Here is a 14,545-nt window from a genome sequence, read left to right as displayed (position 1 = left end):
CGCCCGCCCGAACCCCGGAGAGGCCTGGCGCGTGGAGCCCGCCGCTCTCGAGTCAATGGTGGGCCCGGGGGGACTCGAACCCCCGACCTACGGGTCTGGAGCCCGCCGCTCTGCCTGGCTGAGCTACGGGCCCAGCCGTGTCCCGAGTTAAGGGGGCTTAGGGGTTTAAGCTTATAGGCCGCCGGACCCGGCATGAACCCTTGGCCTCCTCGCCCGCGTTCCACATGGCGCGGGTGCACGGAGCCAGGGCCCCTGGAGCCGATGAGCTGTGAACCCGGGTGCGAAGGCTGAAGCGTTTAGCTATGAGGTCAAGGCCCGCATGCAAGGCTCCAGGGGCTCCGGGGAGGCGGTTCACCGCCACCTCCTCTATCGTGACGCTGCCTCCCGGGGGGAGGGCCGGCGTTAAGGGGCTCCAGGCGCTCCCCGGCGCCCCGGGGGGCTGGCCTGGGTTGCAGGTGGTTAGGGTTCACGGGGAGGGGCTTCGGAAGCTCGAGAGGGGCACGGCCGTCGTTTACAGGAAGTGGGTGAAGCCTGAGGGCCCCCTGAGGGCCGGCGGCCTGGTTGAGGCCCGGGATCCCGGCGGGGAGCCTGTTGCCTGCGCCCTCTGGGAGCCCTCCGGGCCCGTGGCGTTGAGGGTGGTGAGCCACGGGCCGTGCGAGTGGAGGGATCCCCGGGACGCTGTGAGCTACCGGCTGGAGCAGGCCCTCGCCTCGAGGCGCGTCTACGGCTTGGACAGGCTGGGGTCGTTCAGGCTCGTCAACAGCGACGGCGACCTCCTCTCGGGGCTGGTGGTCGACGTCTACTCGGATGTTGCCGTGGTGCAGAGCAGCAGCGCGGCCATCGACGCCCTCCTGGGCCACGTTGCGGGGGAGCTGCGGAGGCTAGTGGGTGTCGGGCACGTCTACAATAAGAGCACGCAGAGGAGCAGGCGCGACATCGGCCTCGAGCCCGTCGCTGGCTGGCTCGCGGGGGGGAGGGAGAGGGTCACGATAGAGGAGGGTGGCGCGAGGTTCATCGTGGACGTCGTGAGGGGGCAGAAGACCGGCTTCTTCCTCGACCAGAGGCCTAACAGGCTCGAGCTCTACAAGCTCCCCCTCGAAGGGGGGAGGGTGCTCGACGTCTTCTCCTACACCGGCGCCTTCGGCATCCACGCCTACCTAGCCGGCGCGAGGGAGGTGGTGTTCCTCGAGGAGGACCCAGTGGCGCTGGAGATCCTCAGGGAGAACCTGAAGCTCAACGGGGTCGAGAGGTACAGGATCATAGCTGGGAGCGTGTGGAGGAGCATGGATAGAGTCGAGCCGGGATCCTTCACCCTAGCAATCGTCGACCCCCCAGCCTTCATACAGGAGAGGAGCCAGCTCGAGAGGGGGATGAGGGCGTACACGGCGGTCTACAGGTGGGCCTCCACCCGCGTCAGGGAGGGCGGCCTGATCTACCTGAGCAGCTGCAGCTACTTTCTCAAGCGGGACCTGTTCCTGGGCGTCGTCAACTACGCCCTGACCAGGGAGGGGTGGGACTACTCGATACTCGGCAGCCTCCGCGGGGCCGGGCCCGACCACGTCTTCAGGGGCGAGGAGTACCTGGACTACCTCAAGGGCGCCTTCATCCACCTGCGCCGCAGGGGCCCGGCCCGCGCGGGATGAACGCCTGCGCGTTGGCCCCGGCGCATCAGCCCCGGGCCCGCAAGCTGAGGGCCTGCCTGGCCGCGGGGAGCGGCCCGGGGGAGGCCGTGGAGGCTGGGTTAGCAGGTATCCAAAACCTTCCCCGTTCCCGCGAGTACCCGTCAAGCCCGAAGCAGTCCCGGTAGGCGCCTCCAGGGGAGAGTAAAAGTTAAAAAACAATTTCTTTAAAAACAATTAGTGCATGCTTTGGGCCCGGGTGAGTGGTGGGCTATCTTGGCGAGGAGACTCCTACAGGCGGCCGTACTCGTCGTAGTCATGCTTCTCCCCGTGCTCACCCCGCTAACCGCCTCGGCTGGTCCATCGTTCAACGTCGCGGCGCAGAGCTTCGACGAGGCGGTGTGGAGGGCTAAGATTCACCCGAGCCTCCTCGACGGGGGCGCCTACGGCTCCGGCCTCCCAGGCTTGGGTGAAGTCGTTGAGGGCGCCGCGGGCTCCGGGAAGCTCGTCGCAGTGGACTCCCCGCCCGCGGGGCTGGCGAGGGTCGCCGTCTACTTCCACGGGGGCAGGGAGGCTCTGGCGGAGATCAGGGAGAGGGTCTACCGCGTGACCTCCGCCCTCGCCACCGGCTCGGTGGGGGTCGCCTACGCCCTCGCCACGAAGAGCCAGGTGGAGGAGCTAGCCAGGCTACCCTTCGTCGCCTGGATCGAGCCGCAGAGGCCTCTGACCGACCTGCTCGAGCCGGCTAAGCCCCCAGTAGGGGAGGCTGCCACCGGGATCCTCCAGGGAGGCGGGGGCCAGCCGGGCTACGCCTTCTACAGCGCCCCCAAACTGCTCGGGGCTGAGAGGGTTTGGGAGGAGTACGGCATAACGGGTGAAGGAGTTAAGGTTGGAGTCGTCGACACAGGCATAGACATGGGATCCCCCGACCTAGGCGCCAGCAAGATCGCCAGGGACGAGCACGGGATCCCCCTGCTCTTCGACGCCGACATGGTTGGCTTCGTCTACACGGGCAACCCAACCATCAGGGTGGACAATGACACCATCTACATACCCGGCTGGAAGGACGGCTACATAGTAGGCTTCTTCCCCCTGGCCGGCGAGTTCGTCCTGGACTACTCGGCGTGGGTCTACGCTCTCAACTCCTACACGAATCAAAGCTTCTTCCTCGAGATAAACATTGTCAACGACACTTACACTATCCCCTCCGAGGTGAAGGGTAACGTAATGTTCGGCCTGGACTACCAGCTCTACTACCTCTACCCCACGGCTTCCAGCAACGTGCCATTCGGCGGGGTAGTCCTGCTGGCGACGCCGGTGGTGGTTGTTGACGTCGACGGCGACGAGATCTACGACGGGGCCTACGCGGACCTCTCCACCGCCTACTACCTCCTCATGGAGGCCCTCCACAACCTCACCGGTGGAGCGGTGCCCGAGCCCCCCGAGAGCTTGGCCGACAAGAGCTTCGCGGACGAGCCCTTCGCAACCTACGGCAGCGAGGTGCTAGCCAGGGACTTCACCGGCGACGGCGTGCCGGACTTCAGCCTCGGAGCGATCGCGGGGGCGCTCTACGACTACTGGGGAGTGTTCGGTGACACCTACTACCATGACTGGATCAGCGACTGGGAGCCCGGCGCGCTGGTGGTGCCGGGCCTCGACATCAAGGGAGGCATGTGGGTCGACATAGTCTACGACTTCCACGGCCACGGGACCTCGGTCGCCCACGTGATAGCCGCCTCAGGCGAGGTCGAGAGGCCCGTCCAGGGCCTCGGCTTCCAGGGCACCGTGACTATGCCAGGGATCGCTAAGGGCGCCAAGATCGGCGGCGCCCCGGCACTCTTCAACGGCGACGTCCTAACAGCCCAGCTCTGGCTCGCCGGGTTCGACCTAGTAGACCCCGAAACCTTCACCTGGAACTACACCGGGGAGCACCAGGTAGACGTTATAAGCAACAGCTGGGGCAGCAGCTGGCTCCTCTACACCGGCTACTCCAACGACGCCGACCCCCTAAGCCTCTGGGAGGCCTACATAATGGCCGTGAGTGGCACTGTGATAGTCCACGCGGCCGGCAACGGCGGCCCAGGATGGGGCACCGTCACGATACCCGGAGCCAGCCCGTTCATCATAACCGTCGGGGCGGCGACCGACTTCTACTACAGGCCATTCTACGGCGCAGCCCTCGACGCCGCCTACCCGCCCGGCGGCTGGGGCCAGGTGATAAGCTGGAGCGATAGGGGGCCAACCCAGCAGGGCTACCCCAAGCCCGACGTGGTCAACATTGGAAGCTTCGAGTGGGCCGGCACGAGGGCCATCGACGCGGCCTGGGACGGTAGGTACGCCTACGACCTCTTCGGCGGGACGAGCGAGGCCACCCCGATGACCAGCGGCGTCGTCGCCCTGGTGATCCAGGCCCTCAGGGAGGCCGGCGTCGACTACGACCCGTTCCTGGTGAAGGTCATACTGAAGAGCACGGCCACCGACACGGGCTACAACCCATTCAGCCAGGGCAGCGGCTTCGTGAACGCCTACGCAGCCGTCAAGGCGGTGCTGGAGGGCGGCGTCATCGCTTACAGCAGCCAGTCGCCGATGGAGATCCTGAAGCTGGTCGACGAGACGTTCGCGGCGCTCCTAGGCTCGACGCCCGGGGAGGTGCAGAGGCTCTTCCAGGAGGCCGGCGTGAAGGACACCGCCATCTACCCCGGCGTCCTCAAGCCCGGGGACTCGAAGACTGTAGAGCTGAGAGTCAAGGTCCTCGGGGGAGGCTCGGCGGAGGTCAGGGTGAGCGACTACACTCTCCACAAGACGGGATCCCTCCCGCTCTCCAAGGCCCTCAGCACCGGGGAGGCGTTCATAGTCTACATGAAGCAGGACTACACGCTCGGCGTGGTACCCGCGGCGGGCTTCATCACGGCAGCCCGGGACGGTAGGGTCTACCTGAACCTGGCCGCCCTCCCGCCGGGAGTGAGGCTAGTGATACCCGTAGCCGGCGACGCCGTTAACGCCGACTTCGCCGTGCTCGACCTCGCCCTCCCGGCCGGCGTGTACTTCGAGCCAAACCCTGAAGACCCATACGGCAGGCCTGACCTAGGCAAGCTCGCCGTGCTCCTAGCCCCCGAGCTCTCCGTCTGGTTCGACGTCAACGGTAACGGCGTGCCGGACGCCGTCGACGGCTACTGGGAGGTGGCCAGGCTAGGCTACGACATCAGGCTAGGCCCCGTGGCCCACCTGGAGATAGGCAACCCGAGGGACGCCATAATGAAGGCCGCCGAGGCCGCGGCTAGCGTGCTGGGCGCGAGCCCCGAGGAGCTAGCAGCCAGGGCGAGGCTTGTCGTGGACCTGAGGGTCTACCAGAACAACTACTTCAACGTGTCGGGCTACGAGGCGGTCCCGCTCGACGGCGGGCTGAGCCTCTACGAGCGCGGCGACTGCATGATGGTAACCGGGTACCCGGACCACGTGGCGGTCGAGGGTGAGGCGGTAATCCCCGTGGAGGTGACGGTGCCGAACGGCACCGCCCCCGGGGTCTACGAGGCCTACGTCACCGTGGAGGCTGGCTCCCAGAGGATCTTGGTCCCCGTGAGCATCCCCGTCGCGCTGGTGGTAGACCTATCCAGCGGCAGGATGACGTTCGACCTCACCGGCGCCCCGCAGCCGTTCCTCTACGACAACTACGCCTTCAGGGGGGCGCTGGACCAGGGCTGGAGGCCTGAGACCGGCGACTGGAGGACGTACCCGATACTAGTCAAGGACCCGGGCAGGGCTTCCGCGACGCTCACGGTCAACGTGTACTGGAGCAACCCCAACTCTGGCTACGACGCGGGCCTCATAGGGCCCGGCCTCAACCTGTGGGGAGTCGCTGATTCCTCCTTCATAGCCTACGTCGACTCCGCGGTGCTTGGAGCCAAGCTCACGATGCCCTACATCACCGGAGTCTACGGTTACTTCGACTGGCCTAGGCCGGGGATGGCGTCGTTCACCGCGCCGCTCGACTCGCTCAGGAGCCTGAGGGCGGGCGAGGAGTACACCCTCTACTGGCTCGTGGTCCACCAGAAGGTCAGCGACTCGGCCGCCGAGAGGGTCGTGGTGACGCTCAGCTTCGGCAGGGTGGTCGGCGACCGCACCATTACAGCGCCGCAGGGAGGAGCGGCCACCGGAGTCTTCGCCTACTACGGGCCACAGTACATGCCCTACACCCCCGAGGAGAAGGTGCTAGACGTCGCGGTGATACCACTCGAGGGCCAGGAGAGCACTCCAAGCGTCTCGGCCAGCGTCTACACCGGCGGGAGTGGAAGCGTTAGAATATACACTGTGGACGTCGATGCATCCAACGCCGACGCTGGAGCATACCTAGCGGTGGCGGTCACGTATTCAACGGCGACCAGCGTAGTCGTCGGCACGAACACGGGCCACGGCTCGGTCGCGGTGCTCTACGCTACACCGCTCATTTACAACGTGCCATTCCAGGTAAACGTGGCCGGAGGTAGGTGACCACCGGGAGAGGGCTGCCTCCCCCAGCTAGTCCCCCCCACGGCATTTTTCCCGCTCAACATGCTCCACTAGGCTCCTGCACGACTCCAGCTTCCTCAACGCCCTGACGCTGCCGTGGAGCGCGGCCTCCCTCAACGCCTTAACAGCGGCGCAGAGCGCCTTGTCGACGCTCACAAGCCCCTCAAGGTTCCTGGGGTTGACGGGCCTGTCCCTGGTGGTCATGAAGGGTAGGAACTCATCCGTAGCGAATGATCGGAGGAAGAACCCGTCCTCGTTAACGACTAGGACGGCGTTCGTGGAGGTCTCCAGGTGCACCTCGTACTCGCCGGCAGGCGGCGCGATGCAGCCCACAAGCTCCCACCCGCTCAGGCCAGCGCAGGGGCAACCCTCCCCCACGGCAACCGCACCCTCGGGGAGCGGCGGCTAGCCGTCCCGGGCGTCTTTAAGCCGGGAGTCTAAACCCTGGGGGAGGGGATCCCCGCGGCGCTCCTGCCTGCCGGTCTCTGGGGGTTCCAGTGCTTCAGAGTAATACTCGATGGGCTTCTTCTCCTTCACTTCGCCGGGGCTGTTTAGGAGGAGAGTTATTAACCCGTGGCTACTACTGAATTATAGGTGAGGCCCCTGGTAGGGGTGAGGAGAGATGGCTCTGGAGGGCAGGACGTACAAGCTGGCTTTGAGGAAGACCGCGAGGGGTCCAGTGATTCAGTTCAGGAGCGCCACGCCTGAGACCAGGGAGGCCACGCTGATAAGGATGGGTGGCAAGAAGGCTGAGGAAGTATTCGCCAAAATGGTTGAGGTGCTGAAGAACCACGACCTCGTCGAGAGCGAGAGCAAGAGCGAGAACTACACCTACTACAAGCTCAAGCCGGAGGCCGGCCCCGTAGTCGGCGGCTACCTCATACTGATAAGGAGGAGCAGGGACCCGACCGCCTGGCTCCCGCTGTTCGAGGACTTCGTAGTCGACAAGTTCAAGGGTAGCCACAAGCTGCTCGAGCACATGCTAGCCCTCGGCATCGAGCTAAGCCAGATACACCCGCCGCCGGAGAGGGTTAGGATGCAGCTGAACCCGAAGATACTCGACAGCCTCAGCGCCGGCATGAAGGTCACCGTCAAGAAGCTCTGGGGCATCAAGAAGTAGCCAGCCGCAAGGGCCCTAGCTGTTTTTAGGCCTAAACCGCCTCCCCCTCCGCACCCTCTTTCTCCCCCGCCCTGTTTTGCCTCCAGCTCCCCGGGGAGCCCTAGTGCTCCCGCATCGCCTCTGGGCTCCCCTCCGGGGCTGTGGCCCGGGGGAGCACGCTCCGGGCCATGCGTAAATGCCCCTGGCTCCGTCTGGGCTGGGTGCTGGAGGGGCGCCTTGCGCCGGCTTAGCGTTGCGAAGGCAGCCCTGCTGGCCGCGGCCCTGCTGGAGCTTGCATGCGTCGCGGCGGGCGGCGTTGGCTGCGCTAGGGTGGACCACGTCCTCGGCTCGAGCGCTGGCGGCGTGTTGGTGTCTGTCGCAGTCTACACGCTCTGGCGTGGGAGGGAGGGGCTGCTCCTGGCCCTCTCACTAGTCCTAGCCGCCTCCGTGGCGGCGTTCCTGAAGCAGGCGGTTGCGGCTCCGAGGCCCCCGAGGCCGCTGTGGCTGGTCGAGGTTGAGGGCCCCTCGTTCCCCAGCGGCCACGCCGCCGGCTCGGCTGCGCTAGCCGCTAGCGTGGCGCTGTCAACGGGCCTGGACCCCCTCGTCACCGCGGCCCTCTCGCTGCACGCCGTGGCGGTGGCGCTCTCAAGGCTCGTCCTGCACGTCCACTACCCTCTAGACGTGGCGGCCGGGCTCCTCCTCGGCGCGGCCGCCGCGGTCGCGGCCCACGCGGCCTGGGCGAGGCTCCCGCCTGGAAGGGCGATCACGGTGGTCGGCGGAGTCTCCGCAGCGCTCGGCCTCGCCTCCCTCGCGGCCGGGGCCCCCTACAGGGACCCCGGCGTCGTAGCCGGCGCGGGCCTCGGCCTAGCCCTCTCGCCGCTCGCCCTGAAAGCGCTGGAGGGCTGGGAGGAGTGCCTGGAGTCGAAGCTGGGCCTCAGGGAGGGCTTCACGGCGTTCGCCATGGCAGGGGCCGCCGCGCTCCCGGTGCTACTCTCCCATACGGCGCTCGAGGGGCTGGCGGCCGGGTTCTCGACGGGCCTCGCCGTGCCCCTCTCCAGGCCTGCCGCCTGTAGGCTCTGGGCGTCGGGAAACAGTTAAAATGGGCCCACTGCAGGGGGCTAGTATTGCCCCCGGTGCAGGGTCGTGGCCGCGCCGGGGGCTGAAGAGGTCCTAACCAGGATCCGCAGGGATGGGGTTGAGTGGATCAACCTCCAGTTCACGGACCTCCTGGGGTACTTCAGGCAGGTGACCATCCACAAGAGGCTCCTCGACGCCGAGGCTTTCGAGGAGGGCTTGGGGAAGCTTGACGGGAGCAGCGTGAGGGGCTTCGCCGGGATCCAGGAGAGCGACCTCGTCCTCAAGCCAGTCCCAGGGACCTATGCTAAGCTCCCATGGGCGGAGAGGGCTGCGAGGCTCATCTCTAGGGTCTACAAGCCCGGAGGGAGGGAGAGGCTGCCGCGGGACCCAGCGTACGCCCTTGAGAGGGCGGTGAGCTACGCCGCTGAGGCCGGGTTCGAGGTCAAGATCAGCGCCGAGCTGGAGTTCCACGTCTTCAAGGATATCAGCGTCAAGCTGGAGCCTTACGAGTCCGGGGTGAGGATTGAGAGCGCTGAGATACTCAGGGAGGGGAACCCCTTCTTCCTGAGGCAGAAGGAGGCATACTTCACCGTGGAGCCGTACAACAGCGTAATGGAGTTCGAGGTCAAGCTGGGCAGGGTGCTGGAGGAGTACTTCGGCATACCAGTGGAGGTGTTCCACCACGAGGTCTCGGCCGGAGGCCAGGTCGAGGTGAACTGGAGGTACTCCGATCCCATCACGACAGCCGACAGGCTCCAGACCATAAAGTACGCGGCCAGGAACGTTGCGAGGGAGCTCGGCTACGTCGCAGTCTTCCTCCCCAAGCCTATACCAAGCGACAACGGGAACGGGCTCCATGTCCACCTGAGCCTGTGGAGTGGGGGTAGGAACACGTTCTACGACCCCAGCGACAGCTACGCCGAGCTGAGCCAGGTGGGCAGGTACTTTATAGGAGGCCTCCTCGAGCACGGCAGGGCGGTGGCCGCCTTCACGAACCCAACGGTTAACAGCTACAGGAGGCTTATACCCGGATTCGAGGCCCCAGTCTACCTGGTCTGGGGCAAGGCCAACAGGAGCGCCGCGGTGAGAGTGCCCTTCTACTTCCCTGGGGACGAGAAGGGGAGGAGGATAGAGTTCAGGAGCCCCGACCCGACAGCCAACCCCTACCTAGCCTTCACAGCCATAATAATGGCCGGCCTGGACGGGGTCAAGAAGAAGATCGACCCGGGAGACCCGATAGACGAGAACGTCTACGCCATGGGGGAGGCGAAGAGGAGGGCCCTGGGAATAAAGAGCCTCCCAAGGAGCCTCGACGAGGCCCTGGACGAGCTGGAGTCCGACAACGAGTGGCTGAAGCCCGCCGTGGACAGGGAGCTACTGGAGGAGTACATCGAGTTGAAGAGGGAGGAGGCCAGGAGCCTCGCAGCGTACGCGAGCGCGGCGGAGTACGCCTTCTACCTAAGCCTCTAGAGCCCGCACCCCCCGCCTCCGCCTTCCCTCTTTCCCTATTTTCATGATATAGCATTTAACGGCTAAGTCGTCCCGGATACAGGCTCCCGGGGTGCCGCCGTGGCTAGCGAGGTCCTCAAGCTCCTCGAGGCCCTGGTCTCCTTCAGGACGGTTAACGACCCGGCTAGGGGCGTGAGGCCGGGGAGGGAGTGCCCGGAGTTCATCAGGGAGACCCTGGAGTCCTGGGGCGTGCCGGCCAGGATTGACGAGGTCAACGGCTACTACACCGTCCACGGGAGGCTCGGGCGCGGGAAGCCGGTCGTGATGCTCCAGGCTCACTGGGACGTTGTACCCGTCGACGAGGGGGAGTGGGCAAGGCCCCCCTTCAGGCTCACGGTGGAGTCGGGCAGGGCCTACGGGAGAGGGGCGGCTGACGACAAGGGCAACGTTGCGGCGGTGATGCTCGCCCTCAGAGCCCTCGCCGAGGCGGGGGTCGAGGGGGTCTACTACGCCCTCACAGGCGACGAGGAGATCGGGGGCGAGAACGGGGCCGGCTGGGTCTCGAGGCTCCTGGAGTCCCGGGGGGAGCTCCCGGCTTACCTCGTGAACGCCGACGGCACCGGCCAAGTGGTGATCGTGAGGAGGAGGAACACTTTCAGCGCGACGGTAGAGGTTCCGTCAAGCCCCGTGGTCGTGGAGGGGGATGAGTACAGCGCGGAGTTCAGGGCCCACACCCCCGTCTACGCCACGAGGCACGCCGCCTACATCACCCCGCTCGTCGACACGCACCCCCTAGTCGCGGCCAGCCACTACCTGAGAATGGTCGCCGCCAACGCTAGGGTGGCGGGCGTAGAGGGGTCCTTCGTGAAGGGGAACGTCGTGCCGGGCTGGGTGAGGCTCAGGCTCGTCGAGGAGAGGCGTGGGGGCGTGGAGCACGAGGTGGACGAGGGCCTGGAGAGGCTCCTGAAGGCAGTGGTGCCCCTCACCAGGGCCCCCGTGAAGCCCGGGATGTACAGCGACTACGGCGTGAGCGTGACCCCCAACCTGCTGGAGAGGGCCGGGGCCTCGTGGAGGCTCTACCTCGACGTGAGGGCGATGTCCGCGGGCGTGGAGCCCATCTGCGAGGCGCTGGAGAGCGTTGCAGCCAACGCGCTCCCCGAGGCAAGGGTCAAGTGCAGCGGGGGCGGCGGGTACCTCTACACCCCGCCCGACGCCAGGATAGTGAGGGAGGCCCTCAGCGTCGCCGGGAGCCTCGGGATCCGCGTGAGGCTGGGCGAGGCGGCCGGGGCGAGTGACTCGAGGTACTTCAGCCCAAAGGGGGTGGAGGCGATAGACTTCGGCCCCATCGGCGGCAACGTCCACGGGCCCGACGAGTGGGTGCTCGTAGAGAGCCTCAAGGCCCTCCCCAGCTTCTACTACGAGCTGGCCCGCAGGCTGGCCGGGGGGCCTAGGGCCTGAGCGGCCCGGCGTCGGGGCCCCCCTGCCTCTTCCCCTGCCCGGCCCACCTCGAGAGCTTCTCCGGGCTCCTGAGCATGAGGGCGAGGTTCCTCGCGTGCTTAACAGCCCTGTCGACCGCGATCGCCTCGAGCTCCCTGGGGTCACTGGCCTCGTCCTCGTGCACGGTGACGTCGACGACTATCTTCCCGGTGAGGATGGAGACCATGATTAGGCCCACGCTGGAGGCGAGGTAGCTGAGCTTATCCACCTCCTTAGCGCCGACCCAGCCTAGGGTTAGGACTGCGTCGCAGCCATAGTCGAGGAGCCTCTTCGCCGCCCCGGGAAGGTCCTTGATCCCTGGCACGGTTACCCTGACCACCCGGTAGCCGGGCAGCTCCTCGCCGAGCACTCTGATGGCGTGCCTGGCCATGTCCACCCTGGCGAACGTGGTGTCAACCACTCCCACACAGCCCTTCATCCCTGCACGCCTCCACTACCCACTCTCCCCTCACGAGCGGCCAGCCGGTTGCGTCTGAAAGCTTCTCCGCCTCCTCGAGGCTCATGCTCCTCCCCCTCGCGAGGACCTCGGCGAAGGCGACGCTCGGCTTGAGCCCTGCGAGGACTGCGAGCGTTGTGGCCAGCTCTGTGTGCCCCCTCCTCTCCTTCAGGCTCCTCGCGGCGAGGATGGGCACGTGGCCGGGGGCCTGGAACTCGGCCAGGAACTTCCTCCTAGCCCCCTCCACGTCGCCGTCCAGGTACATCGATGCGACGGCGTGGAGCTCCCTGATGGTCTTGGCCCTGTCCTCGTCGCTCACCCCGGTCCTCACGCTAACGTGGTTAACCCACACGGTGAACGCTGGCCTGTCCCCGTAGCGGAGGCGCCTGGAGGCGATCGCCTCGAGGCCGGGGTGGAGGCGGAGCAGCTCGTCGCCGTAGGGCAGGCCGAGGCCCCTGGCGACGTCCTGGGTCGTGGCGTAGCACAGAAGCCCCCCGGCCATGGTCCTCAGCAGGTAGACCCTCCACTCGTCCACGTGGCCCGCGTAGAACACCATGTCAACCTCGTCCTCCCTCCCCTTATCGTCGTGGAGTAGCACCGGCGCCCCCCTACGGAGAGCCCTGAACGCTTCCTCCAACTCTCCTCTCGGCAACCCAGGCCACCACCGAGACGACGAGCGAGGCGGCCGCTGCGAGGAGCGCCGCCCCCTCCAAGCCACCCTGCTGGGGGGCCCGTAAATCTTGGTTGCCGGCTAGCTCGCTCGGCGACAGCACCGTGATAGTCGACTCGGCCCGCTCCACCGCCGGGGCTGGGCCGGCTACTAGCGCAACCTCCACCTCGCCCCGGCAGTGTAGCACGAGGCCGCTCCACCCGCGGGCGTCTAGGAGGATCCATGTCGCTGACCCCGTGGAGTTGACAGCCAGCAGCCCGCCCCCGCGGGGCTGGTCGAGCCACGCGACCCTGCAGCCGCCGACGGGCATCGAGACGTTGACAAGCGTCCCCTCGACCCTCACGGCCGCGTGGAGGGGCATCGGCTTCGAGAGCACGGCGAGCTGGAGGCCGTCGCGCCAGGCTTTAACGAAGTACTCGCCCCCGGTGAGGTTTAGGCGGACACCCGCGTCCTCCACGTGGACGAGGCCAGCTGGGAGGGTAACGCTGCCCCCGCTCGCGGCCAGGAGCGCCTGGAGCACGAGTAGGGCGGTGAGCGCCCTCAGCAATGCCGCCCCCGTCACTTCTGCCCGGGGAGTCTTATGCCCAGCTCCTTGAAGGCCTCCGCCAGGATCCCGCCGAGTAGGCGTGAGAGGTGCCTCTGGCTCTCGCTGAGCAGCCTGTCCAGCCTAGCGTAGAAGCCGTTCTCGGTCACAACGCCGTCCAGCACGTCGGGGATGCTGAAGAGGTCGAAGATGGGCATCGCCAGCCTCTCCCCCTCCCACTCCCGCAGATTTAGCCTGGACTCGGGTATTGGGAGCTCCCTGAGGCATCTCCTCGGGTTCACCGCCAGAGTCGTCGTGACCCCGAGGACCCGTTTCCCGAGCTTCTTAGCGGCGGCCGCGAGGGGGAGCGAGCCCGCCCTAGCCCAGGCGTAGCCCGTGCGCCCCACGCCGCTCAGGACTATGAGGATAGAGTCGGACTCCACCGCCGCCTGCCACGTGTAGGCGTCGGGGAGGAGCCTGGCCCCCACCCCCTTCGCGGTCTTCCCGAGCTCCCGGTAGAGCCAGACCCCGTCCCGCTCCGGGTAGCCCTCGAGCACCGTTACTCGCGACCCGGGCTCCAGGGCCTTCAGGAAGTGGAGGGCGAGGAGGCTCCCGCCGATCACCGCCACCCTAGCCTTCCCGTCGAGTATTTCGCGGCTGCGGCTCTCAATCGCCTTCAGGGAGTTGGCTAGGTACTCCTCGATCTTCTCGCTCACCATGTAGAGGATCCTCTTGATGTCGCCCGCGCTAAGCTCTATCTCGGCGAGCTCCTCGACCACGCCTTGGACCATGTGGGCCAGCACGGATGCGGTAGTCACCGAGGGGATCCCCGTAGCCAGCTCCTCCGCGATTATCGAAGCGGCGCCCCTCCACTCGTCGGGGTCCCCTACCAGGCCATCCGCCTCCGAAAGCATGGCCCTGTAGAACTCCAGGACTCGCCGGGCCAGCAGGTACGGGTCAACATACTTCCTAATATCCCTAAGCCCTATCTCCAGCGACAGGTAGCGTGACTTCTCCCTTAGAAGAAGGTCAAAGCTGAAGTCACCAGCACCCACTTACCCACACCCCTACCATCCCTGCCGGCGCATGAGGCTACCCGGGTCCTAATACCCCCCGGGCGCTGCCTCCCCGCGCCAAGCGCCAGCCGCTACCCGGGCTAGCCGCAGCCTCCCCTCCGGCCTCCTCAGGGGCTCGGGGGCAGACGGCTCCCCGCACCCCCGGCTCTCAGCCCCGGCGCCCGTTCAAACGATACAATGCCGGGAGCTTCATATATTCACATATGGGGCTCGGGGATTTGCAGGCGCAGGCCATGCCGGCGGGTGCATTTAAGCTAAGCGTTGACTAACGTATCCTTCAGCCTCCAGGGTCCCGGCTTAACGGGTCTCCGCGCGGCCCCGGCCCTGCGCCGCCGCGTCGTTTGGCGTTGCAGGCGGGCGTGACGAGTATTACGCAGTTGGGCGGGGTGGACTCCCCTAGAGCGTCGAGGATCTCCGGGTCGTGGGTTCTCGCCACGACGGGGCCGCTGTGGGCCCTGCAGGCCTCGAGGCACTCCCGGGCGGTGTTGCAGTCCCTGGCCTCGACCCCCCTCTTGAGCGGGGGCCACCCGCCCTCCACGGGGCCGCGTGCACCCGCCCCCCGCGGGCGGCGGGGGCTACTTAAAACTCTCCTC

General features: G+C 66.7%; 13 protein-coding genes and 1 tRNA gene. 6 read left to right on the top strand and 8 right to left on the bottom strand.

Annotated features, from left to right (window positions below):
• Positions 1 to 56: 56 nt before the first annotated feature.
• Positions 57 to 133 (bottom strand) — tRNA-Trp (locus tag ACYQ3J_RS03775).
• 322 nt (positions 134 to 455) lie between these two features.
• On the opposite strand from ACYQ3J_RS03775, the gene ACYQ3J_RS03770 reads away from it, so the two are divergent.
• The gene (locus tag ACYQ3J_RS03770; RefSeq protein WP_460126199.1) at positions 456 to 1,643 is read left to right on the top strand and encodes a class I SAM-dependent rRNA methyltransferase; all 1,188 of its coding nucleotides are present in this window, start codon (positions 456 to 458) and stop codon (positions 1,641 to 1,643) included.
• Between the two features lie 252 nt (positions 1,644 to 1,895).
• Positions 1,896 to 6,107: a S8 family serine peptidase gene (locus tag ACYQ3J_RS03765; protein WP_460124863.1), complete on the top strand. Its 4,212-nt coding sequence runs from the start codon at positions 1,896 to 1,898 to the stop codon at positions 6,105 to 6,107.
• Between the two features lie 27 nt (positions 6,108 to 6,134).
• Here the strand turns inward: ACYQ3J_RS03765 and ACYQ3J_RS03760 are convergent, their stop codons facing one another.
• Together ACYQ3J_RS03760 and ACYQ3J_RS03755 are read right to left on the bottom strand one after the other, a co-directional pair.
• Positions 6,135 to 6,458 (bottom strand): hypothetical protein, encoded by a 324-nt coding sequence (locus tag ACYQ3J_RS03760; RefSeq protein WP_460124860.1) that lies wholly within the window; start codon positions 6,456 to 6,458, stop codon positions 6,135 to 6,137.
• A gap of 72 nt (positions 6,459 to 6,530) precedes the next feature.
• Positions 6,531 to 6,662, bottom strand: a complete 132-nt coding sequence (locus ACYQ3J_RS03755) for a hypothetical protein (RefSeq protein WP_460124857.1) — start codon at positions 6,660 to 6,662, stop codon at positions 6,531 to 6,533.
• Positions 6,663 to 6,747: 85 nt separating this feature from the next.
• Here ACYQ3J_RS03755 and ACYQ3J_RS03750 point away from each other — a divergent pair, with 85 nt between their 5' ends.
• From ACYQ3J_RS03750 to ACYQ3J_RS03735, 4 genes are all read left to right on the top strand, one after another.
• On the top strand, positions 6,748 to 7,245 hold the full coding sequence (locus ACYQ3J_RS03750; RefSeq protein WP_460124854.1) for a hypothetical protein: 498 nt from the start codon (positions 6,748 to 6,750) through the stop codon (positions 7,243 to 7,245).
• Between the two features lie 216 nt (positions 7,246 to 7,461).
• Positions 7,462 to 8,322, top strand: coding sequence for a phosphatase PAP2 family protein (locus ACYQ3J_RS03745; RefSeq protein WP_460124851.1), 861 nt, complete (start codon positions 7,462 to 7,464; stop codon positions 8,320 to 8,322).
• Between the two features lie 45 nt (positions 8,323 to 8,367).
• A complete protein-coding gene (gene glnA, locus ACYQ3J_RS03740; protein WP_460124848.1) occupies positions 8,368 to 9,771 on the top strand; it encodes a type I glutamate--ammonia ligase in 1,404 nt (467 codons plus the stop codon).
• 99 nt (positions 9,772 to 9,870) lie between these two features.
• The gene (locus ACYQ3J_RS03735; protein ID WP_460124845.1) at positions 9,871 to 11,208 is read left to right on the top strand and encodes a M20/M25/M40 family metallo-hydrolase; all 1,338 of its coding nucleotides are present in this window, start codon (positions 9,871 to 9,873) and stop codon (positions 11,206 to 11,208) included.
• On the opposite strand, the gene ribC is transcribed toward ACYQ3J_RS03735, so the two are convergent.
• The 5 genes from ribC to ACYQ3J_RS03710 form a co-directional block, all read right to left on the bottom strand.
• Positions 11,198 to 11,665, bottom strand: a complete 468-nt coding sequence (ribC, locus tag ACYQ3J_RS03730) for a riboflavin synthase (protein ID WP_460124842.1) — start codon at positions 11,663 to 11,665, stop codon at positions 11,198 to 11,200. The genes ACYQ3J_RS03735 and ribC overlap by 11 nt on opposite strands.
• Positions 11,640 to 12,335: a 3,4-dihydroxy-2-butanone-4-phosphate synthase gene (locus ACYQ3J_RS03725; protein WP_460124839.1), complete on the bottom strand. Its 696-nt coding sequence runs from the start codon at positions 12,333 to 12,335 to the stop codon at positions 11,640 to 11,642. The genes ribC and ACYQ3J_RS03725 overlap by 26 nt, the downstream gene beginning before the upstream one ends.
• Positions 12,292 to 12,915: a hypothetical protein gene (locus tag ACYQ3J_RS03720; RefSeq protein ID WP_460124837.1), complete on the bottom strand. Its 624-nt coding sequence runs from the start codon at positions 12,913 to 12,915 to the stop codon at positions 12,292 to 12,294. The genes ACYQ3J_RS03725 and ACYQ3J_RS03720 overlap by 44 nt, the downstream gene beginning before the upstream one ends.
• Positions 12,912 to 13,931 (bottom strand): translation initiation factor eIF-2B alpha/beta/delta subunit family protein, encoded by a 1,020-nt coding sequence (locus ACYQ3J_RS03715; protein ID WP_460124834.1) that lies wholly within the window; start codon positions 13,929 to 13,931, stop codon positions 12,912 to 12,914. Before ACYQ3J_RS03715 ends, ACYQ3J_RS03720 begins: the two co-directional genes overlap by 4 nt.
• 298 nt (positions 13,932 to 14,229) lie before the next feature.
• Entirely contained in the window at positions 14,230 to 14,490 is a 261-nt protein-coding gene (locus ACYQ3J_RS03710; protein ID WP_460124831.1) for a hypothetical protein, read from the bottom strand.
• Positions 14,491 to 14,545: the final 55 nt, after the last annotated feature.

This window comes from Stetteria hydrogenophila (assembly GCF_054657575.1).
The sequence above is the reverse complement of the archived record's forward strand: the minus strand, read 5'-3'. Positions and strand labels throughout refer to the sequence as shown.

Coding starts and splice junctions, on each gene's coding strand:
- ACYQ3J_RS03750 (WP_460124854.1), top strand. CDS start 6,748: ATGGCTCTGGAGGGCAGGACGTACAAGCTGGCTTTGAGGAAGACCGCG.
- ribC (WP_460124842.1), bottom strand. CDS start 11,665: ATGAAGGGCTGTGTGGGAGTGGTTGACACCACGTTCGCCAGGGTGGAC.